The sequence below is a fragment of the Micromonospora sp. NPDC018662 genome, assembly GCF_044391475.1.
Classification (GTDB): Bacteria; Actinomycetota; Actinomycetes; order Mycobacteriales; family Micromonosporaceae; genus Micromonospora.
The window spans coordinates 14,386-34,596 of record NZ_JBISAC010000013.1 but is presented as its reverse complement, the minus strand read 5'-3'; the positions used below and the strand labels follow the sequence as shown (position 1 = coordinate 34,596).

At 73.1% G+C, this 20,211-nt stretch carries 17 protein-coding genes; 12 read left to right on the top strand and 5 right to left on the bottom strand.

Going from position 1 to position 20,211, the window contains the following annotated elements:
* The first annotated feature begins 116 nt into the window (after positions 1 to 116).
* Both ACH495_RS27790 and ACH495_RS27785 read left to right on the top strand, forming a co-directional pair.
* Complete coding sequence (locus ACH495_RS27790; protein WP_396860662.1) at positions 117 to 1,616, top strand: SulP family inorganic anion transporter; 1,500 nt, start codon at positions 117 to 119, stop codon at positions 1,614 to 1,616.
* A gap of 72 nt (positions 1,617 to 1,688) precedes the next feature.
* The gene (locus ACH495_RS27785; RefSeq protein ID WP_396860661.1) at positions 1,689 to 2,576 is read left to right on the top strand and encodes a hypothetical protein; all 888 of its coding nucleotides are present in this window, start codon (positions 1,689 to 1,691) and stop codon (positions 2,574 to 2,576) included.
* Between the two features lie 216 nt (positions 2,577 to 2,792).
* Here ACH495_RS27785 and ACH495_RS27780 read toward each other — a convergent pair whose 3' ends face one another.
* On the bottom strand, positions 2,793 to 3,230 hold the full coding sequence (locus ACH495_RS27780) for an OsmC family protein (protein WP_396860660.1): 438 nt from the start codon (positions 3,228 to 3,230) through the stop codon (positions 2,793 to 2,795).
* A 30-nt stretch (positions 3,231 to 3,260) separates the two neighbouring features.
* Entirely contained in the window at positions 3,261 to 4,544 is a 1,284-nt protein-coding gene (locus tag ACH495_RS27775; RefSeq protein ID WP_396860659.1) for an alpha/beta hydrolase family protein, read from the bottom strand.
* A gap of 169 nt (positions 4,545 to 4,713) precedes the next feature.
* Between ACH495_RS27775 and ACH495_RS27770 the strand changes: the two genes are divergently transcribed.
* The gene (locus ACH495_RS27770) at positions 4,714 to 5,565 is read left to right on the top strand and encodes a hypothetical protein (protein ID WP_396860658.1); all 852 of its coding nucleotides are present in this window, start codon (positions 4,714 to 4,716) and stop codon (positions 5,563 to 5,565) included.
* Positions 5,566 to 5,579: 14 nt separating this feature from the next.
* Here ACH495_RS27770 and ACH495_RS27765 read toward each other — a convergent pair whose 3' ends face one another.
* Positions 5,580 to 7,574, bottom strand: coding sequence for an acyl-CoA dehydrogenase (locus tag ACH495_RS27765; RefSeq protein ID WP_396860657.1), 1,995 nt, complete (start codon positions 7,572 to 7,574; stop codon positions 5,580 to 5,582).
* 174 nt (positions 7,575 to 7,748) lie between these two features.
* Between ACH495_RS27765 and ACH495_RS27760 the strand changes: the two genes are divergently transcribed.
* Positions 7,749 to 9,029, top strand: a complete 1,281-nt coding sequence (locus ACH495_RS27760) for a serine hydrolase domain-containing protein (protein ID WP_396860656.1) — start codon at positions 7,749 to 7,751, stop codon at positions 9,027 to 9,029.
* A 26-nt stretch (positions 9,030 to 9,055) separates the two neighbouring features.
* On the opposite strand, the gene ACH495_RS27755 is transcribed toward ACH495_RS27760, so the two are convergent.
* Entirely contained in the window at positions 9,056 to 10,462 is a 1,407-nt protein-coding gene (locus ACH495_RS27755) for an alpha/beta fold hydrolase (RefSeq protein WP_396860655.1), read from the bottom strand.
* Positions 10,463 to 10,816: 354 nt separating this feature from the next.
* Here ACH495_RS27755 and ACH495_RS27750 point away from each other — a divergent pair, with 354 nt between their 5' ends.
* Together ACH495_RS27750 and ACH495_RS27745 are read left to right on the top strand one after the other, a co-directional pair.
* The gene (locus tag ACH495_RS27750; protein WP_396860654.1) at positions 10,817 to 11,017 is read left to right on the top strand and encodes a helix-turn-helix transcriptional regulator; all 201 of its coding nucleotides are present in this window, start codon (positions 10,817 to 10,819) and stop codon (positions 11,015 to 11,017) included.
* 377 nt (positions 11,018 to 11,394) lie between these two features.
* Positions 11,395 to 12,153: a helix-turn-helix domain-containing protein gene (locus ACH495_RS27745; RefSeq protein WP_396860653.1), complete on the top strand. Its 759-nt coding sequence runs from the start codon at positions 11,395 to 11,397 to the stop codon at positions 12,151 to 12,153.
* 84 nt (positions 12,154 to 12,237) lie between these two features.
* Here the strand turns inward: ACH495_RS27745 and ACH495_RS27740 are convergent, their stop codons facing one another.
* Positions 12,238 to 13,581 (bottom strand): GAF domain-containing protein, encoded by a 1,344-nt coding sequence (locus tag ACH495_RS27740; RefSeq protein WP_396860652.1) that lies wholly within the window; start codon positions 13,579 to 13,581, stop codon positions 12,238 to 12,240.
* A gap of 475 nt (positions 13,582 to 14,056) precedes the next feature.
* Here ACH495_RS27740 and ACH495_RS27735 point away from each other — a divergent pair, with 475 nt between their 5' ends.
* Genes ACH495_RS27735 through mnhG form a run of 6 tightly spaced genes read left to right on the top strand, consistent with a single transcriptional unit; the run spans position 14,057 to position 20,156 of the window.
* Positions 14,057 to 16,891 carry a Na+/H+ antiporter subunit A gene (locus ACH495_RS27735; RefSeq protein WP_396860651.1) on the top strand — a complete coding sequence of 945 codons (2,835 nt, stop codon included), beginning with the start codon at positions 14,057 to 14,059 and terminating at the stop codon, positions 16,889 to 16,891.
* On the top strand, positions 16,888 to 17,352 hold the full coding sequence (locus ACH495_RS27730; RefSeq protein ID WP_396860650.1) for a Na(+)/H(+) antiporter subunit C: 465 nt from the start codon (positions 16,888 to 16,890) through the stop codon (positions 17,350 to 17,352). The genes ACH495_RS27735 and ACH495_RS27730 overlap by 4 nt, the downstream gene beginning before the upstream one ends.
* Positions 17,349 to 18,920 carry a Na+/H+ antiporter subunit D gene (locus ACH495_RS27725; protein WP_396860649.1) on the top strand — a complete coding sequence of 524 codons (1,572 nt, stop codon included), beginning with the start codon at positions 17,349 to 17,351 and terminating at the stop codon, positions 18,918 to 18,920. Before ACH495_RS27730 ends, ACH495_RS27725 begins: the two co-directional genes overlap by 4 nt.
* Positions 18,917 to 19,522: a Na+/H+ antiporter subunit E gene (locus tag ACH495_RS27720; protein ID WP_396860648.1), complete on the top strand. Its 606-nt coding sequence runs from the start codon at positions 18,917 to 18,919 to the stop codon at positions 19,520 to 19,522. The genes ACH495_RS27725 and ACH495_RS27720 overlap by 4 nt, the downstream gene beginning before the upstream one ends.
* The gene (locus tag ACH495_RS27715) at positions 19,519 to 19,782 is read left to right on the top strand and encodes a monovalent cation/H+ antiporter complex subunit F (RefSeq protein ID WP_396860647.1); all 264 of its coding nucleotides are present in this window, start codon (positions 19,519 to 19,521) and stop codon (positions 19,780 to 19,782) included. The genes ACH495_RS27720 and ACH495_RS27715 overlap by 4 nt, the downstream gene beginning before the upstream one ends.
* On the top strand, positions 19,779 to 20,156 hold the full coding sequence (mnhG, locus tag ACH495_RS27710) for a monovalent cation/H(+) antiporter subunit G (protein WP_396860646.1): 378 nt from the start codon (positions 19,779 to 19,781) through the stop codon (positions 20,154 to 20,156). Before ACH495_RS27715 ends, mnhG begins: the two co-directional genes overlap by 4 nt.
* Positions 20,157 to 20,211: the final 55 nt, after the last annotated feature.

The window sequence follows — 20,211 nt, the reverse complement described above, 5'->3', positions numbered from 1 at the left end:
TCCGGCACCCGACCACGCCTGTCGAATGGCGCTCCCCGTTCGCCGACAATGCCTTTCCCGCCGTGCTGCGTCTCGGGGAAAACAGTTGCCCCGTCCACTCTTTCCGGATGTGAACGATGTCGTCTCCGACCCTGCCCTGGCGTGCCGTGGGCGCCGACCTGTCCGCCTCCGTCGTCGTCTTCCTCGTCGCGCTCCCGCTCTGCGTGGGCATCGCCGTCGCCTCCGGCGTACCGGCCGAACTGGGCCTGGTCACCGGCATCGTCGGCGGTCTCGTCGTCGGATGCCTGCCCGGCAGCACCATGCAGGTCAGCGGTCCGGCCGCCGGCCTGACCGTGCTGGTCGCGGACACCGTGAGCCGGCACGGCCTCGGTGGCCTCGGCACGGTCGTGCTGGTCGCCGGCCTGATCCAGGTCGTCCTGGGGTTCCTCCGACTCGGCCGCTGGTTCCGGGCCATCTCCGTGGCCGTGGTGCACGGCATGCTCGCCGGCATCGGCCTGCTGCTCATCGTCGGCCAGCTCTACGTGCTGTCCGGCCGCGAGGCGCCGCATACCGGATTCGGGAAGTTCGCCGGTCTGCCCGGGTTGTGGAGCGACGTCCTCGGCTCCACCACGGTCCGCATGTCACTCGCCGTCGGCGTGGCCACCCTCCTGGTCATGCTCTCGTGGGACCGGCTGCCGGACCGGCTGAGAAAGGTGCCGGCGGCGCTGGTCGCGGTCATCGCTGCCGCCGCGGCGGCCGGCGTCCTCCACCTGCCGGTGGCGACGATCAAGGTGGCGGGCCTGCTCTCGGTCGTGCAGCCGTCGATCGGACACTGGACCATGCTGACGGAGCTGAGCGTGCTGGCCAGCGTCGCCACGTTCACCATGATCGCGTCGGCGGAGAGCCTGTTCAGCGCGGCGGCGGTGGACCGGCTCCACCACGGGCCGCGTACCGACTTCGACAAGGAGCTGGTGGCCCAGGGCACCGGCAACGCGATCTGCGGGATGCTCGGCGCGCTGCCGATGACGGCGGTCATCGTGCGCAGCTCCGCCAATGTCCGGGCCGGTGCGCGAACCAGGGCCGCCCGCGTCCTGCACGGGGTGTGGCTGCTCCTGTTCGCCGCCGCGGCGCCCGGCCTGATCGAGCTCATCCCGCTGCCCGCCCTGGCCGCCGTGCTCATCCACGCCGGGACGAAGCTGCTGCCGCTGCGGTCCATGCCCGAGCTGTGGCGTGGACACCGGGGGGAGGTGCTGGTGCTGGCGGTGACCGCCCTGACCATCCTCCTGACCGACCTGTTCGTCGGCGTGCTCGTCGGTCTCGGCCTGGCCATCGTCAAGACCGCCTGGGAGACCTCCCACGTGCGCGTCGGTGTGGACGACGGGGGCACCGGCCCGATCGACGTCACCCTCACCGGCAATGCCACCTTCCTGCGCCTGCCCACGATCCTCACCGCGCTCAACGCCCTCCCGGCCAGCCGGCCCGTACACCTGGACCTGGGTGGTCTGCGGCACGTCGACCTCGCCTGTCGGACGGCGTTGAACACCTGGATCGAGACGCACAACCGCAGCGCGGGCGTCCTGGTGCGGGTAGCCGGCGCGGACGGTACGCCGGACGGCCCGCCCGATGGCCGGGACTGACCGGCACCGGCATCGGCGAAGCGCTGGTCAGGGCTCGCGGAGCGGAAACCGGGCCGTGACATGATGACGCCCATGGGCGAGCAGCGGGACGCGGGCGGACACCACGGCGTGAGCGAAGCGACCGGGGCGGGTGTCGATGCGCGGCTCGCCCTCGCGCAGGACCCCGCCACGTCCCAGATGGCCCTCATCGACCTGGCGTCCGACCCGTCGGCCGTGGTCCGCAAGGCGGTCGCGACCCGCACCGACGCGCCGGCGCAGGCCCTGCGACCGCTGGCCCGCGACCACGACCGGCACGTCCGGGAGGCGGTGGCGCGGAACCCCTCGACCTCGGTGGGCAACCTCCTGCGCCTCGTGAAGGACGCCGACCGCTGGGTCCGCTGGGCGGTCGCCGGCAACCCGGCCTGCGACGAGTCGGTCCGCCGGGCGATGGCGGACGCCCCCGACAAGGAGCTGCGCGGTCTCCTGGCGGAGCGCCGCGACCTGGAGCCCGAGCTGGCCGCGCGGCTGGTCGACGACGTCTCACCCGAGGTACGGGAACGACTCGCCACCCACACCCACGACCCCGACACGATCACGGCCCTGATGGCCGATCGCACCGCACGGGTCCGCAAGGGGCTCGCCCGTAACCCGCGGACCACCACGACCCAGCGCAGCGCGCTCGCGCAGGACCCGGTGGCGGACGTCCGCGCCGCGCTGGTGCTCGCCGTCGAGCTGGACGAGGCGGACCTGCGACGCCTGCTCGACGACCGCTCGGTGCAGGTCCGGATGGCGATGGCGAGGTCGGAGCTGATCCCGGCGGACATCCGCCGGGCGCTCGGTCGCGACCCCGACGAGATGGTGGCCGGCGTCGCGCGGGACTTCCGCCCCGGCGCGAGCGCGGCCCCGGTGGTACGGGCCGCGCGCGGCGCTCGCCAGTCCTCCGGCGCCGGCCGGGGCCGACCGGGTGGCGCCCGGCGCTGAGGCCGGCGACCGGTCCGGACACGTCATTCGCGGCCGCCCATGGCCTCGACCGGCGGGGGGCGGAAACCCGTCCACAAACACATCGGCACCATCTTCGCCAAGCTCGGACTCGCCGTGACCGACAGCGGGCACCGGCGCGTGCTCGCGGTCCTCACCTACCTCAACGCCGCGGGCGGGACGAGCGGCGCCACCCGATGACGGCCATCGCCGGGCTCGTCACTCCTCGCCGGCGACGTCGACGATCGTGACGGGAGTGCCGAGCTGGACCGTACGGGAGACGGTACAGAGCCGGTCGTGCGACTGACGCAGTGACCGGGGGAGCGCCTCACGGGCCCGGTCGCCGTCCGGCCCCTCCGGGAACGTCACGGTGAACTCGACCCGGAGGTCGCGCATCCGGTTGCCGCCGGCCTCGTCGCGGATCTTCTCGCCGGTGACCTCGACCGCGAAGCGGTCCGGCTCGGCGCGGCGGCTGGTGATGTGGTCGACGTCGATGGCGGTGCACCCACCGATGGCGGCCAGCAGCAGCTCCACCGGCGTGAAGGTGTCGTCCTGGCCCGAGCCGAGGGAGATCGAACCGCCGCGGGCGTTCCGCACGGTGTAGGTCCCCAGGCCGGTGCGCTCGATGTCCACCGAGCGGAAGGTGTCGTCACTCATGCCCGCGAACCTACCCGGCGGCCGGCGTCGTCAGCGGATGAACGTGACGTCCGGGAGGGCGGGGGAGGGCCCGTCCAGCACCCGACCGTCCCGGCCCCGTAGCCACCTGTCGAAGAAGGCGGCGACGACCGTCTCCTCGGTGCGGACGGCCCGGGTCAGGTCGATGCTCCCGACGGCGGCGGTGACGAAGCTGTCGGGGAGGCCGAGCTGCCGGGCGATCTGCGGGATCAACGGCACCGTGTCCTTGTAGGAGTCCTCGCCCTTCGCGCCGCGCAGGTGCAGGTCGATGCGCCAGCCCCGGCTGTTGTCCCACAGCATCCTCCAGGACGGGGTCCGGTGGTGGTCGGTGCCGGGGTCGCCCATCAGCATGAACGGCCGGTCCAGGCCGTGCCGGGCCACCGGCCACAACCCGATGGGGTCCGGCAGGAGCGGTGACTCGACGTTGCCGCCCACGTCGACGCCGGCCCTGATGCGGGGGTCCTCGTCCATGACCCGCAGGGCGGTCATCCCGCCCGCGGAGACGCCGAGCATGCCGGTCCGGCGCAGGTCCACGGCGCCGGCGACACCGGCGGGCAGCGGCCGGCCCTCCGCGTCCGGGTTCGCGCCCCGGTTCAGCGCCGTGAGCTGGTCCAGCACGAAACGGGTGTCCGCGAGCCGGACGTCGAAGATCGTGGCCGCCAACCGCTGGAAGTCCTCGGGCTGCCGGGCCTCCTGGAGCAGCCGCGTCAGCACGCCGGCGGCGACCCGGCCGTCCGGGAACTCCACCTCGGACGCGTCGCCTGTGTGGTCGATGGTCACCACCACGTACCCGCGACTGGCCAGATCCTGCACCAGCGTGGTCCCCCAGGTCCGCGGGTCGCCGGCACCGGGCGAGTAGAGGATCACCGGGAACGGCCGCCGGTGCCGCGCCACCGGCGCGGCCCGGTGGCCGCTGGTCCGGGTCGCGGCGAAGTCCACCGACCCTGCCGGTATGCCGTACAGGCCGGGACCGGCGCCGTCGGCGCTGCCGAAGTGCGCCGCCGCGCCTGGCGACATGTGCGGCGTACGCGGGAAGCGGTCCACGTCCCGGGCGGGGTACCAGAGGCTGACCATCAGTTCGCGATCGACCGGGGTGGCCGTCCACGGATCGGCGCGGGACCGGTCGACCAGATGCAGCTCCACCGTGCCCACCGGGTACGGGCCGGTCGGCGCCGGCAGGGTCAGCCGGGCCGGCCCCGCGCCGTCTTCCGAAGCGGACGACGGCGTCGCGGAGCTGACCGTGACGCAGCAGGCGACCAGCGAGGCGAGCAGGGCGGTACGGACTACACGGATCATGGACGACTCCTCGGGAACCAGGGCCGCCCGGACGGCGGCCCCGCACCGGCTTCACGCTATGAGCGGCGGGCGTCCGGGATAAGGAGGCTGGCACCCGTTGTCGTGCCGGGGGCTGGCCCCCACCTCCCCGCGCGACGCAGCGTTGGCGGTCGATGTCTACCCTGGCCGCGTGACCTTCCTGACGGTCGTCGTCGCGATCCTGGGATTCGTCGGGTACGCCATGCTGGTGCTGGCGCCGGTATGGCTGGCCCTGGCCGTGTCGAGCGGCCGTCAGCACCGGTGGGTCCGCCGACACCCGGTGTCCCCGTGTGCCGCGCTGCGCCCGGGGACCCGGCTGCCCCGACGGATGGCCGTGTACGGCGAGACCGCGCCGGGGCCCGCCGGGCTGGTGGTCGCGCCGCTGTCCGGCGTCGAGGCGGTGTGGTTCCGCACCATGGTGTACACCGTCGACAGTTCCGGTGACCCGCCGCACACCAGCACGGAAGTGCTGTGGGAGCAGTCCGCGGGGGACCCGTTCGGGGTGGCCGACGCCACCGGCACAGCCGCGGTGTCGGCGCGGCTCCTCCAGGCGGCCACCAGCGACCCACGACTGTCCGCGTGGGCGCGGACGCGGCTGCCGGTGGCGCACGCCGGTCCCACGCCGGTACGGACCGTCGTCGGCGAGGAGACCACCAGTCCTCGCCGCCACGGCCGGTGGCTCCAGGACCTCATCGACCGCGGGCTGGTCCCCGCGGACGCGGCGCGGCGCGTGGAACGGGTGTGGGTGGTCGAGCAGGTCGTGCCCCCGGGCCTCCCGCTGCACGTGATCGGCCGGCCGGTGCTCCTCGACAGCGGGGCCGCCGCGCTCACGCTGCCGAGAACCGGTCGCTACCTCGCCGTGAGTTGGGAGCCCACGGAGACCGAGCGGGTACTCGCCGGCGATCGCAAGTACGGCATGGGGTGTGCGCTGTGGGCCGCGGTGGTCGGCGTGGCCTCCCTCGCCGTCGTCTGGGCCATCAGCAACTTCGCGATGAGCCGGTAGGCGGCGCGGGCGCGTCAGGTGGTGGCGGCGTCGTGGACGGCCATGGTCTCCTGTCGGTCGGGTTCCTCGCGCAGGACGGCGCAGTGCAGCCAGGCGTCCGGGATGGCGAAGCCGTCCACGAGCGTCCGCAGGTGCGGGCGCAGCTCCTTCAGCAGACCGTTCACCACCGCGGTGATCGCCTTGGCGCGGGCCGGGGTGAGCCGGCCGTGCTCCAGCAGCCAGCCCTTGTCGGCCTCGACGACGCTGAGCGCGTAGAGGTCGCAGACCCGGGAGAGCAGCGCCCGTACGGCCGGGTCCGTGGTGGCGTCGATGGCGGCGACGAACGCCTCGAGCGTCACCCGGTCGACGTGGGCGGCGGCCACGGCGAGGACGTGGTCCTGCACGTCGTTGAAGATGTCGAAGGGGCGGTCCTTCTTGGTGGCGGCGCCGTTGCGCAGCCGGCGGACCGCGCCGTCGAGGCGGTGCCGCTCGCGGTCCTCGAAGACCGTGAGCTGCCAGCCGCGGTCGGTGACGGCGACCTCGTCGTCGCGGCCGGGCACGGCGCTGGTCAGCCGCTCGATGAGCGCCCGCGCGGCGGTGCGTTCGAGCACCATGTCGCGGATCTGGTCGGCGACGAAGGAGGCGCGTCCCCAACCGTCCAACGAGCCGAACTCGTCGCGGTGGCCGGTGAGCAGCCCCTTGGCCACCAACTGCAGCAGCACCGTGTTGTCGCCCTCGAACGTGGTGAAGACGTCGGTGTCGGCCTTGAGGCTGGGCAGCCGGTTCTCGGCCAGGTAGCCGGCGCCGCCGCACGCCTCCCGGCACATCTGGATGGTGCGGGTCGCGTGCCAGGTCTGCGCGGCCTTCAGGCCGGCGGCCCGGGACTCCAGCTCCCGTTGCCGGTGCTCGTCGACCGGTCCGTCGCCGCCCTGCACCTCGGTGAGCGCGGTCACCAGCTCGGCCTGGGCGAAGGTCAGCGCGTACGTGGTGGCCAGCGCGGGCAGCAGCTTGCGCTGGTGGGCCAGGTAGTCGTTGAGCAGCACCTCCCGGTCGGCGTCGGGGGTGCCGAACTGGCGGCGGATGTCGCCGTAGCGCACCGCGATGGTCAGCGCCGCCTTGGTGGCCGCCGAGGCGGCGCCGCCGACGCTCACCCGGCCGCGGACCAGGGTGCCGAGCATGGTGAAGAAGCGCCGGGAGTCGTTCTCGATCGGGCTGGCGTAGGTGCCGTCCGCCGCGACCTGGGCGTAGCGGTCCAGCAGCATGTCGCGCGGCACGCTCACGTGGTCGAAGCTGAGGCGTCCGTTGTCCACGCCGAGCAGGCCGGCCTTCGGCCCGGCGTCGCCGATGGTCACACCGGGCAGCGGGTTGCCGTGCGCGTCGCGGATCGGGACCAGCCAGGCGTGCACGCCGTGTCGCCGCCCCTCGATGATCAGCTGGGCGAAGACCACCGCCATCCGGCCGTCGCGAGCCGCGTTGCCGATGTAGTCCTTGCGCGCCGCCTCGTGCGGGGTGTGCAGGTCGAACGTCTGCGTCCGTGGGTCGTACACGCAGGTGGTGCGCAGGTGCTGGACGTCCGAGCCGTGGCCGGTCTCCGTCATCGCGAAACAGCCGAAGACCTCGCCGGCGATGATGTCGCGCAGGTAGGCGTCGTGGTGGCGCCGGGTGCCGAGGGCCGCGACCGCGCCGCCGAACAGGCCCCACTGCACGCCCGCCTTCACCATCAGCGACAGGTCGACCTGGGCCAGCATCTCGATGGCGACGATCGAGGCGCCGACGTCGGAGTCGCCGCCGTACTCGGTGGGGAAGCCCCCGCCGATCCCCAGCTCGACCGGAAGTTCGCGGAGCAGCCGGCTGATCCGCTCGCGCGCCTGGTCGCCGGTCTCGCCGTACACCGGTAGGAAACGCCCGTCGAGGTGCTCGCGGTGCGCGTCGCGGACCCGGGCCCACGGTCCGTCGAGCACGGCCCGCAGGCGGGCCGGGTCGACCGGGCCGGTCTCGTTGCTCATGGCTACCTCGGATACCGACGTCATGCCTACCGCTCCTACCCGGTGAACGCCGCTGATCAGCCGCGGTGACGCGGTGAGAGCCGTCACGGCGACCGGGTCGGCGGACGTATCGAAAAAGGCATACGCCGGCGCAACAGCGTCCCCACTTGGGTGGAGGCACGGAACCACACGCCAGAACGAAGGGAACGGAGTGTGATCATGGAATCGGATCCCGTACGCGGTGTCGACCGGCGGCGACTGCTCGGGTGGGGCGGGCTGGCCGCGGCCGGTGTGGCGGCCGGCGCGCCGCTGCTGGGGGCCGGCCCCGCCCACGCCGCCCCGACCGTTCCCGCCCCTGGCCCGCCCGGTGCCACGTCGTCCGGGCACGGCCGGATCCCGCGGGCCACCCGACCCGGCGGCGCGTACGACCGGTTCGTGGCGGAGCTGGCGGCGCAGGACAAGTTCTCCGGCGTGGTGCTGCTGTCGTACCGAGGGCGGACGGTGCTGTCCCGCAGCTACGGCATGGCCGACCGGGAGCGGGGGATCCGCAACCACCAGGGCGTGGCGTTCAACCTCGCCTCGGCGAGCCAACCGTTCCTGACGGTGGCGATCCTGCAACTGGCCCAGCGGGGCACGGTGTCGCTGTCGGATCCGGTGGGCACCCACCTTGCGGACCTGCCGCCGGCGATCGCCGAGCGGGTGACCATCCACCACCTGCTCGTCGGCACCTCCGGGCTGGACGCGCCGATGCCCGACTGGGCGCGCGTCTTCCACAGCCGGCCGGAGGTGCACGAGTACCAGCAGTGGTGGATCCGGCAGGCGACGCTGCCGGGGGTGCCCGGCGCCGGATCCAACGGCCACCTCCCCGGCGCCGGCGTCGGCCTGGCCATGGCGGCGCGGATCGTCGAGGTGGTGTCCGGCCTGACGTTCTGGGACTACGTGCACGAGCACGTCTTCGCCCGCGCCGGCATGCGCGGCTCGGGGTTCTACACCCGGACCCAGTGGCTCACCGACCGGCACATCGCGCACCCGTACATGCGCCAGGCCGGCGGCAGCCGGGTGGACGCCGTGCGCCACCTGGACCGGGGCAGCGTGGAACCGCCCATCGCGGGCCGGAACCCGGGCCGCGACTTCATCGGTCACGCCTCGGGCGACGGCTTCGCCACCGCGCCGGACCTGGTCCGGTTCGCGGAGGCGCTGCGCGACGGCACGCTGCTCGACCGCCCCTACGCCGACCTGTTCGCCGCGGCCAAGCAGCCCGGCCCGGCGCCCACCTCGTTCGACGGGTACACGATGCCGGTCTCGATCATCGGCGGCCAGTGGGTGTTCGGGCGCGGCGGCGGGGCCGGCGGCGTCGGTGCGAACTGGACCGTCTACCCGGACACCGGGTGGGTCGGCGTGGTCCTCAGCAACTACGACGACTTCCCGCTGTTGGAGATCTGCCTGGCGGAGGCGGAGGCGGTCACCGGCGAGCACGTCGAGTCGCCCGAGGGCGGCTGACGCGCCCGCCGCGCGCCGTCCCCGGTTCAGCCCGCCGGGCAGCGGGCGCCGGGGGCGGGCACCGTCCGGTCGACGAGGTAGCGGTCCACCACGGCGGTGGTGCAGTCGGTACGCAGGTACGTGCCGTGGCCCCAACCCTCGTAGGTGACCAGCCGCCCGTGCCGGCCCAGTTGCCGGGCGACGTCGGTCGCCCAGGCGTAGCCGGTGCGCGGGTCGTGTCGGGCGTTGAGCAGCAGCAGTGGCGTGCGGGTGCGTACGTGCAGGCGGTGCGGCGGGTTCCGGACCGGGGACGGCCAGCCGAGGCAGGTCTGCACCGCCAGCAACCCGGCGCCGTAGCGGACGTCCGGCGCGACGGCCGCCGCCTCCCGGACCAGACCGGCGTACTCGTCGTAGGTCCGCACCGGGACCGGCCAGTCCGCGCAGAAGGCCGCCACGGCGATCGGCAGCCTCACCTCGTCGGGCGGGGTGCCGGCGGCCATGTTCCGGATGGCGGTGGCCAGTTGCGGCCAACGCGGGCCGGCCAGCTCGCGGAGGGCCACGGCCGTGACGTCGAAGGCGGTACGGGGCGCGTACTCGCCACGGTCGGCGCGGGACAGCACCCCGGCCCAGACCGAGCGCACGTCCCGGCCGTGCAGCACACACTCGGCCGATCGGTCGCACCAGGACACGAACTCGTCGAACGCGTCCTGCAACGCGTCGGCCTGGGTGCGCACGAACGGCCGGACGCCGAGGCTGTGGTCGAACACGCCTTCCAGCACGACGGCCCGCACCCGGCCGGGGTACCGCTCGGCGTACTGCTGGCCCAGCAACGTGCCGTACGAGCTGCCGTGGAAGGTCAGCTGCCGTTCGCCCAGCGCACGCCGCAGCGCCTCCAGGTCGTCCACCGTGCTGAGCGTGTCCGCGTGGTCGAAGACGGGGCTGGTCGGACGGCATCGCGCCCACCAGGCCCGGTTGTACGCGACCAGGGCGTCGAAGTCGGCCGGGCCGGCCAGCGGGATCGGCGGTCGGCGCAGCGTCGGGTCCGGCACGCAGACCGGGGCGGCGCTGCGGGCCACCGTACGCGGGTCGAAGCTGACCAGGTCGAACCGGTCGAGCAGTTCGTCGCTGAACCGGTCGCCCCGGCGGATGCGCTCCACCCCGGAGTCTCCGGGGCCGCCCGGCCCGAACACCAGCGTGCCCACCCGCCGCTCCGGCACCCGGGCGGCCCGGCGCGCCACGGCGAGCTCGAACGTCGCCCCGTGCGGTCGGGCCCAGTCCACCGGTAGCCGGAGCCGGGCGCACCGCACGCCCGGGTCGGGCGGAACGTTCGGCAGGTCGTCGGCGCACTCACCCCAGGCAAGACCCGGTGGCCCGGGATCGGCTGTCGCGATCGCGGGCACTGCGGCGAGCAGGGCCAGCGCGGCGACGGCTACGGCCAACGGACGACGGAACATCGGGCCTCCAGGGGTCGGGACGTCCGTCCATCGTCGACCCGCCCCTCACCCGAGTCCCATGGGCGATCCCCCGGAGGGGACCCTGAGGTTTGTCTCTCAGTCCTCGTGCGGGTGCATGACCGTAATTCCTGGGCACGCGGCGAACCTCGAAGTACAGCTCCGGTCCGACCGCCCGGTGGCTTGACCGGGACGCCATCCCGGACCAGATCCCAGTACCGGCAGATGAGATTAATTCGGACATCCTTGCGAAGACCTCCCGAGGTTCGGTGACCCCACTGGACTCACTTGCCACTTCGCCACCGTCAAGTAGGCAAGTGACGAAGTAGCAACGCAAGTCGTGCCTACGGTCAAACTGTGAGACTCGTGGCCTTGGCAGACGTCGCCGAGATGCTCGGCGGTGTCTCACGCACCCGGGCGACGGAGATCGTCAGGCGACCCGGCTTCCCGGACCCGCTGGACGTGGTCGGCAACGGCCGGATGCGCATCTGGGCTCGTGTCGACGTTGAGGCGTGGATCAAGGCCAACCGGCCGCACCAGCACTCGGACGAGCGGTAACCGCTAACGCCTCTGTGGACCGAGCTTTGAGATCACCACTGCTGGCAGACGTGTAAGCGGTTCGAACTTGTCGTAGCTGATCGGTAGCCTCGCCCTGTGGCCGAAGCGCGCCCCTTCCAGGCGCTTGACGACCGACTCGCTGGTAAGCCTCTGGACAGAACCCTCTATCCGTCGCCTCGCCGCCTCCCGCTCGGCCGCCTGGATCTGCTCACCGTGGCTCTTGCCCTTACCCGGCATCTCCACCTCCGTCAGTAGAAAGCGGCGGCACGCTGACCGTCGCAGATCCACAGTGACGTCAGCGTGTCACCTGCTGCGACGGCACAAGACCCGACAATTAGGCCGCTCAGCCGGCGACATTAAGGCGACATATCGCTAGGGTGTCGGGCATGACCGCTCCCAACACCGCCTTGCGCGCCGTCCGCACCGGGATGCGGATGAGCCAGGACGACTTCGCTCGCGCGCTGCAAGCCGCCGGCCACCGCGTCGGTGAACCCAACGACGCCAACAAGCGGCTCGTCCAGCGATGGGAGTCCGGCGCCATCGCCGCACCGCGCCCGATCTACGCCCGCGCGCTGGAAGTCGTCACCGGTCTACCCATCTCGCTGCTCGGCTTCGCCGCGGTGCCCGGCGGCCACGTCGCCGACGACGATCGCGGTGGCCACGACCTGACATCTCCCATGTCCAGCCTGGCCACACCGATACCCACGTCCAGGCCCACCACCGCCCACCGGTCGTACGAGGGCGTATGGCTCAGCCGCTACCAGTACTACTCCAGCGGCCGGGGCGACTCCTTCGCCGGACAACACTTCGTCGTCCTGCTCCAGCACGGCGACAGGCTGACCGCCCGTAGCCTGCCCGGCTCGGCGTCGTCGTCACTCTCCCTGGACCTGAGCGTGGACGGCGCCGTCGTCACCGGCACCTGGGTCGAGCAGACCGACCCCACCGGCTACTACCGGGGCGCCAGATATCACGGGGCGATCCAACTCATCGCCGAGCCCACCGGCCGAAGGATGGCCGGGAAGTGGATCGGCTTCGGTAAGGACATGGACGTGAACACCGGCCCCTGGGAACTTGTCTTCCGCGACGCCTCAACCTCCAAGGCGACACTTGATCGCTACAACACGTCCGTGACGTAGCACGCCGTTGCCCGGCAGCCCCCGATCGCAGCAGGGGAGCCCGATGTGAACGCAGCCACCAGGGGCCTCCGGCCGCTGCGGCCGTCAACGGTTGAGATAGGCGGCCAGGCCGCCCAGCTCCTCGTTGGCGATGAAGACCGACCGCACGTTCAGGATGGCCTCCTCCACGTGGCGGGGGCAGCCCCACGCGGAGTCACCCCATGAGTCGGCGAGCTTGATCTCGGCCGCCGCCTCGCACCCGTCGGCGCCGCCGAGCTGGCACCGGTCGGGGTGCGGCGTGGTGGCCAGCGCGGCGGCCGCGGCGCGTACCCGGGCGGTGATCTCCGCGGCGGCGGCGGCGCGCTGCTCGGCCTCGGCCCGCAGCTCCCGCTCCGCCCGCACCACCCTGGCCAGCTCGTCCCGGGCCGCCCTGACCTCGGCGTCGACGGCGGCCTTGGCCTGCTCGATGTGGTGCCGTTCGATGGCCAGCGCCGCGGTGCCGGTGAAGACCCGGGCGAGCGCGAGGTCGGCGTCCTGCGGGACGCGCGGGGTGCGGTGGTAGACGGCGAAGGTGCCCAGCAGGCTGCCGTCGCGACCGATGATCGGCGTCGACCAGCAGGCGCCCAGCCCGGCCCGCTCGGCCAGGGCGCGGAAGTCGGTCCAGAACGGGTCGGTGGCGATGTCGGTGACGACGACCGGCTGCCGCCGGTGCGCGGCGGTGCCGCAGGAGCCGACGCCCTCACCGGTGGCGATGCCGTCGATGGCCTGGTTGTAGAAGTCGGGCAGGCTGGGTGCCGCGCCGTGGCGCAGGTGCCGGCCGTCGGGATCGGCGAGCAGGACGGAGACCAGCACCTCCTCCGGTGCGAGCTGCTCGATGCAGCGGGCCATCCCGTCGAGCACCTCGGCCAGCGGCGCCTGCCGCGCGATCTGCTCCACCAGAGCCCGGTGCTCGGCCATCAGCCGCTGCGCGTGCTTCACCTGGGTGGTCTCCAGGCCGATCACCCGGATGCCGACGACCGCACCGTCGGCGTCCCGCCGCGGCTCGTAGGTGACGTCGAAGAACGCCTCCCGCGCGTGCGCTCCGGTGCCCAGCACCACCCGGACGTCGCGACCGGTGTAGGGCTCGCCCGTGCGGTAGACCTGGTCCAGCAGCGTGATGAAGCCCTGGCCGGCCAGCTCGGGCATCAGCTCCGCGAGCGCCACCCCGGTGTTCGCCCGTTCCTCGCCGATGGCGGTGAGGAACGCCTGGTTCGCGCTCCGCACCACGTGGGTCGGCCCGGCGAGCGACGCGAAGACCGCAGTGGACTGCCCGAACAGCGACCGCATGTCCTCCTCCGCGCCCGGCCCGACGACCGCGGCGTCCGCAGTAACGGGCTGTTGGCCCTCCACCGCCGTCATGGTGGTCTGCCTCTCTGCCGAGTCGAGCGGACCGGTCGAGACGCCGATCATGCCGGCGAGCGTAACGGATGTCCGAGGCCGTCGGGCGGGCGCGGCAGCCGGGACGCCGGGCGCGCTGGACCTCCTGTGTCGACCTGAACAGGCGGGGAACGGCACCGTCGTCAAGGGCGGCGAGGGGGACACCAACACCGTGGTCACCGTGAACCATCCGGACCGCCGGGACGGGTGAACCGCACCCCCATGTCGACGACGAGCACCGGACCGATCCGCCGCTCGCCCTCCGGCGCTCCCACGCATCACGGCATCTCCTCGTCGTCCGGGGCCGGCGTCGGCCCGCCCGCCGCGCGTCGAGGCCGGCGAGCCGGTCCGGTACGGCGGGGACGCCGGCCCGACCGCGCGTGACCTGGTGCGGTACCCGGCCGACCCGGTCCCGATGCGTCCCGACGGGCGTGACGCTGTCGACGTGGTCGATCCCCCCGGTGCCGGTTAGGGTTGACTAACCACGTGTCGATCTTGAGGGGGCTGTGTGCTGGTTCTGGTGGCGGTCCATGCGCTCGCAGCCGTGACCGCCCCGGCGCTGGTACGCATCTGGGGCCGTCGGGCGCTCTACCTGCTGGCGGCCGTCCCGGCCGCGGCGGCGATCTGGGCCCTCACCCGCACCGGTGGCGTCCGCTCGGGCGCGCCGGTCGTCGAGACGGTCACCTGGGTGCCGCAGCTCGGCCTGGACCTCGCGCTGCGGATGGGCACGCTGTCCTGGCTGATGGTGCTGCTGGTCGGCGGCGTCGGCGCGCTCGTGCTCGCCTACAGTGCCCGCTACTTCCGCTCCGACGATCCCGGCCTCGGCCGGTTCGCCGCGGTGTTCGTCGCGTTCGCCGGCGCGATGCTGGGCCTGGTGGTCTCCGACGACCTCCTGCTGCTCTACGTGTTCTGGGAGCTGACCACGGTCTTCTCGTACCTGCTGATCGGCAGCGACCCGACCCGACGGGCCAGCCGGCACGCCGCCATGCAGGCGCTGCTGGTGACCACGCTCGGTGGCCTGGCGATGCTCGCCGGTTTCGTGATGCTCGGCGAGCACGCCGGTTCGTACCGGTGGTCGGAGATCTCGCAGAACCTGCCGGACGGCGGCTACCTCACCGTCGCGCTGGTGCTCGTCCTGCTCGGGGTGACCAGCAAGTCGGCGATCTTCCCGTTCAGCTTCTGGCTGCCGCGCGCGATGGCCGCGCCGACCCCGGTCAGCGCCTACCTGCACGCCGCCGCCATGGTGAAGGCCGGGGTGTTCCTGGTCGCGCTGATGGGCCCGGCGGTCGGTCAGGCCACCGCGTGGCGCGGCGTCCTGCTGGCCGGCGGCCTGCTCACCATGTTCCTCGGCGGCTGGACGGCGCTGCGGCAGGTCGACCTCAAGCTGCTGCTGGCGTACGGCACGGTCAGCCAGCTCGGCCTGCTGATGGTGATCCTCGGCGCCGGCACCCGGGACACCGCGCTGGCCGGCGCCGCGATGGTGCTGGCCCACGCCCTGTTCAAAGCGACCCTGTTCCTGGTCGTCGGCGTCGTCGACCACGTCGCCGGCACCCGGGACCTGCGCGAGCTCAGCGGCCTGGGCCGGCGGGCGCCCGCGCTGGCGGTGGTGGCCGGGCTCGCGGCGGCCTCCATGGCCGGCCTGCCGCCGCTGGCCGGGTTCGTCGCCAAGGAGGCCGCGCTGGAGGCGTTCCTCCACGGTGGCGCCACCGATCTGGTGGTGCTCGCCGGGCTGGTGACCGGCTCGGCGTTGACCGTCGCCTACACGGTGCGCTTCCTCTGGGGCGCGTTCGCCGCCAAGCCCGACGTGGCCGCCACCCGGCCCGAGCCGGTCGACCGGGCGTTCGTCGCGCCCGCTGCGGTGCTCGCCGTCGCCGGCCTCGCGGTCGGCGTCCTCGCCCCGGCCGTGGACCGGGTGCTCGCCCCGTACGCGGACCAGTATCCCGACGCCGATCCGGGCTACCACCTCGCGCTCTGGCACGGGCTGACCCCGGCGCTCGGCCTGTCGGCGCTGGCCGTCGCCGCCGGCGTCGCGCTGTTCCTGCTGCTGCACCGGCGCCGGCCGCACCTGCCGCGGCTGCCCTTCGACGGCGCCACCGGCTACGACCGGCTGGCCGGCGCCGTGGACCGCGCGGCGGTCGAACTCACCGGCGCCACGCAGCGCGGATCGCTCCCGTTCTACCTCGGCGTCATCCTGCTGGTGCTGGTCGTGCTGCCCGGCGGCGCGCTGCTGGTCGGCGTGCCGTGGCCCGAGCGTTACCAGCTCTGGGACACCCCGCTGCAGGCCGCCGCCGGCGCCGCCGTGGTGGTCGCGGCCGTGGCGGCCGCGCGGGCCCGCCGCCGGCTGACCGCGATGATCCTCGTCGGGGTGACCGGCTACGGCACGGCGCTGCTGTTCATCCTGCACGGCGCGCCCGACCTGGCGCTGACCCAGTTCCTGGTGGAGACCGTCACGATCGTGATGTTCGTGCTGGTGCTGCGCCGGCTGCCGGCGAAGTTCTCCGCCCGCCCGATCCGGTCCAGCCGACGGGTGCGGGTCGCGCTCGGAGTGGCCGTGGGCGTGGTCACCGCGGGCATGGCGTACGTGGCGGCGGGCGCCCGGGTGGCGACGCCGATCTCGGTCGGGTTCCCCGAGGAGGCGGTGTCGTACGGCGGCGGCAAGAACGTGGTCAACGTGACGCTCGTCGACATCCGGGCCTGGGACACGATGGGCGAGATCGCCGTGCTGGTGGTGGCCGCCACCGGCGTGGCCAGCCTGATCTTCCGCCGGTCCCGCGCCCTGGACCTGCGCAGCGGCATCCCCGGCGCCGGCCGCCAGAACTCGGTGCGCCCACGCTGGCTGACCGGCGGCGCCACCACCCGCGCGCAGTCGGTGATCCTCCAGGTCGTCACCCGGCTGCTGTTCCACGCCATCCTGCTCTTCTCGATCTATCTGCTCTTCTCCGGCCACAACCAGCCCGGTGGCGGGTTCGCCGCCGGCCTGGTCGCCGGCCTCGGCCTGGCGGTGCGCTACCTGGCGGGCGGGCGTACCGAGCTGAACGGCGCGGCGCCGGTGGACGCCGGCCGGGTGCTCGGCGCGGGCCTGTTCGTCGCCGTCGGCACCGGGGTCGCCGCGATGCTGCTTGGCGGCGACTTCTTGCAGAGCGCGGCGCTCGACCTCCACCTTCCGGTGCTGGGTCACGTCCACTTCGTCACGTCGGTCTTCTTCGACGTCGGCGTCTACCTCATCGTGGTCGGCCTGGTGCTGGACATCCTGCGCAGCCTGGGCGCCGAGATGGACCGTCAGCAGGAGGCCGACCAGGGGGAGACCACCCCGACCGACGTACGGGAAGAGGAGTTGGTGTGAGCCCCAACCTGGTCTACGTCGTGGTGGTCGGCGTCCTGTTCGCCACCGGGGTCACGTTGCTGCTGGAACGCAGCCTCACCCGGGTGCTGATGGGGGTCATCCTGCTCGGCAACGGCGCGAACCTGCTGCTGCTCACCGGTGGCCGGGCCGGCGGTCCGCCGATCGTCGGCACCACCACCGAGGAGGAGATGTCCGACCCGCTGCCGCAGGCGATGGTGCTGACCGCCATCGTCATCACGCTGGGCATGACCGCGTTCCTGCTCGCCCTGGCGTACCGCAGTTGGCACCTCAACGGGCACGACGAGGTGCAGGACGACGTCGAGGACCGCCGGATCATGGAGCTGGCCGACCGGGACGAGGGCCCCGGCACCGCCGACCCGGAGACCGCCTACCGGGTTCCGGTGGCCGTGCCGCACGACGACCGGCGGGTGGCCGCCGGTGAGCCGGGGAGGACCCGATGAGCTGGCTCGTCCCGCTGCCGGTGGTGATGCCACTGTTCGGTGCCGCCCTGACGCTGCTGCTCGTCGGCCGGGCCCGTGCCCAGCGGTGGGTCAGCATCACCGTCCTCGCCGCCACCGTGGCGGTCGCGGCGCTGCTGCTGGTCCGCTCCACCCTCGACGGCCCGCTGGTGGTCGAGGTGGGCGGTTGGGTCGCGCCGCTGGGCATCGTGCTGGTCGCCGACCAGCTCGCGGCGCTGATGCTGGTGGTCTCCGCCGCGGTCACGCTCTGCGTGCTGGTCTACTCGATCGGGCAGGGCATGGCCGACGGCAACGAGGAGACGCCGCTGTCGGTCTACCACCCGACCTACCTGGTGCTGACCGCCGGCGTGTGCAACGCGTTCCTCTCCGGCGACCTGTTCAACCTCTACGTCGGCTTCGAGATCCTGCTGGTCGCCAGCTACGTGCTGCTGACGCTGGGCAGCACGGAGAACCGGATCCGCGCCGGCACCACGTACGTCGTGGTCAGCCTGCTGTCGTCGCTGATCTTCCTGGTCGCGATCGGCCTGATCTACGCCGCCACCGGCACGCTCAACCTGGCCCAGCTCGTCGACCGGCTGGACGCGCTGCCGGACGACCTGCGACTGGTCCTCCAGGGCATGCTGCTGCTGGCGTTCGGCATCAAGGCCGCCGTGTTCCCGCTCTCGGCCTGGCTGCCGGACAGCTATCCCACCGCGCCGGCGCCGGTCACCGCGGTCTTCGCCGGCCTGCTCACCAAGGTCGGCGTCTACGCGATCATCCGGACCGAGACGCTGCTGTTCCCCGGCGGCCGCACCGCCGACCTGCTGCTGGTGATCGCGGCGCTGACCATGGTGGTCGGCATCCTCGGCGCGGTGGCCCAGTCGGACATCAAACGGCTGCTGTCGTTCACGCTGGTCAGTCACATCGGCTACATGCTGTTCGGGGTCGGCCTGACCACCGCCATCGGCCTGTCCGCCGCGATCTTCTACGTGGTGCACCACATCACCATCCAGACCACCCTGTTCCTCGCCGCCGGCCTGGTCGAACGGCGCGGCGGCAGCACCGCGCTGGACCGCCTCGGCGGGCTGGCCCGGCTGTCGCCGCTGCTGGCGGTGCTGTTCTTCGTGCCCGCGCTCAACCTGGCCGGCATCCCGCCGTTCTCCGGGTTCCTCGGCAAGGTCGGCCTGGTCCAGGCCGGTGTGTCCGACGGTGGGGTGCTGGCCTGGGCGCTGGTCGCCGGCGGGCTGCTCACCAGCCTGCTCACGCTCTACGCGATCGCCCGGGTGTGGAACCTCGCGTTCTGGCGGGCCCCGCACCCGGACATGCCGGGCCCCGACGACACCGTCCGGGCGGCCCGCACCGACGGCGCGGAGCAGCCGCACGACGATCCGGCGCCGGCCGGCGCCGTGCTGCCCCGGCTGATGACCGCTTCCACCGCAGCCCTGGTGGTGCTCGGTCTCGGGCTGACGGTGGTGGCCGGGCCGCTCTTCGACATCAGCACCGACGCCGCCGACGACCTGCTGCGCCGTGCCCCGTACGTCGAGGCCGTCTTCCCGGACGGTGCGCCGTGACCACTCCTGCGCGTGAGCCGCTGACCCGCCGCGTGCGGTGGCGTAACCGGGCCGTCGCGGTGACCGGCCTGGTCACCGTCTGGGTGCTGCTGTGGGGCACGTTCACCTGGGCGAACGTGATCAGTGGCCTGGCGGTCGCGGCCGTGCTGCTGGTGGTCTTCCCGCTGCCGCCGGTGACGTTCGGCGGGCGGATCCGGCCGGTGCCGCTGGCGCGCTTCCTGGCCCGTTTCCTGTGGGACCTGGTGGTCGCGTCCGCGCAGGTGGCCTGGCTCGCGGTCCGGTTCGGGCACACCCCACGCGGGGCGATCATCGCGGTGCGGCTGCGGGTGAACACCGACCTCAACCTCACCCTCACCGCCGAGGCGCTGTCGCTGGTGCCGGGCAGCCTGATCCTGGAGGCCGACCGGGAGACCGGCACGCTCTACGTGCACGTCATCGGCGTCCGGACGCTCGGCGAGGTGGAACGGTTCCGGCGCGGTGTGCGGGAGCTGGAGGAACGCATCGTCGCCGCCGTCGGCTCGGCCGAGGAGCTGCGCCGGCTCCGCCAGCTGGACCCCACCGGCCCACCCGAGCCGGTCGACCTGGAAGGGGCACCGACGTGACAGTCGTGGCCGTGATCGTCACCGTGCTGCTCACCGTGGCCGGTGGACTGACCCTGTTCCGCATCATCCGCGGGCCGTCGATCCTCGACCGGGCCGTCGCCACCGACGTGCTGCTCGCCGTCGCGGTCGCCGCCATCGCCACCGAGGCCGCCTACAGTCGGGACGCCACCGCGCTGCCGGTGCTGGTGGTGCTCGCCGTCGTCGGGTTCGTCGGCTCGGTCAGCGTCGCGCGGTTCGCGACGCGGAGAGACCCGAAGTGACTGTCGACGCCGTCCTCGACACCGCCGCCGGCGTCTGCCTGATCGCGGGCGCCCTGCTCAGCCTCGCCGCCGGCATCGCCCTGGTCCGCTTCCCGGACGTGCTGTCCCGGATGCACGCGGCCGCCAAGCCGCAGGTGCTCGGGCTGCTGCTGGTCCTGACCGGGTGCGCGTTGCGGCTGCGTACCGGTGTGGACATCACCACGCTGGTGCTGGTGGGCATGTTCCAGCTCGCCACCGCCCCGGTCGCGGCGCACATGGTCGGGCGGGCCGCCTATCCGCACGACGACATCCGGCGGGACCTGCTGCTCACCGACGAGCTGGCCGGCCGGCTGGACCAGGTCCGCGCCAACCGGACCGCGGAGCCGTCGGCCTGAGCGGTTCTTCGCTATCCTGACCGGGCGGGTTGACGTGTTGGTTGGTTCGGGTGGC

Excerpts from the sequence above, each read along its gene's own strand:
- ACH495_RS27740 (WP_396860652.1), bottom strand. The coding sequence starts at position 13,581 with ATGATCGGCGTCTCGACCGGTCCGCTCGACTCGGCAGAGAGGCAGACC.
- ACH495_RS27765 (WP_396860657.1), bottom strand. The coding sequence starts at position 7,574 with ATGACGTCGGTATCCGAGGTAGCCATGAGCAACGAGACCGGCCCGGTC.
- ACH495_RS27790 (WP_396860662.1), top strand. The coding sequence starts at position 117 with ATGTCGTCTCCGACCCTGCCCTGGCGTGCCGTGGGCGCCGACCTGTCC.
- ACH495_RS27780 (WP_396860660.1), bottom strand. The coding sequence starts at position 3,230 with ATGAGTGACGACACCTTCCGCTCGGTGGACATCGAGCGCACCGGCCTG.
- ACH495_RS27755 (WP_396860655.1), bottom strand. The coding sequence starts at position 10,462 with ATGTTCCGTCGTCCGTTGGCCGTAGCCGTCGCCGCGCTGGCCCTGCTC.
- ACH495_RS27725 (WP_396860649.1), top strand. The coding sequence starts at position 17,349 with ATGAGCTGGCTCGTCCCGCTGCCGGTGGTGATGCCACTGTTCGGTGCC.
- ACH495_RS27760 (WP_396860656.1), top strand. The coding sequence starts at position 7,749 with ATGGAATCGGATCCCGTACGCGGTGTCGACCGGCGGCGACTGCTCGGG.
- ACH495_RS27775 (WP_396860659.1), bottom strand. The coding sequence starts at position 4,544 with ATGATCCGTGTAGTCCGTACCGCCCTGCTCGCCTCGCTGGTCGCCTGC.
- ACH495_RS27785 (WP_396860661.1), top strand. The coding sequence starts at position 1,689 with ATGGGCGAGCAGCGGGACGCGGGCGGACACCACGGCGTGAGCGAAGCG.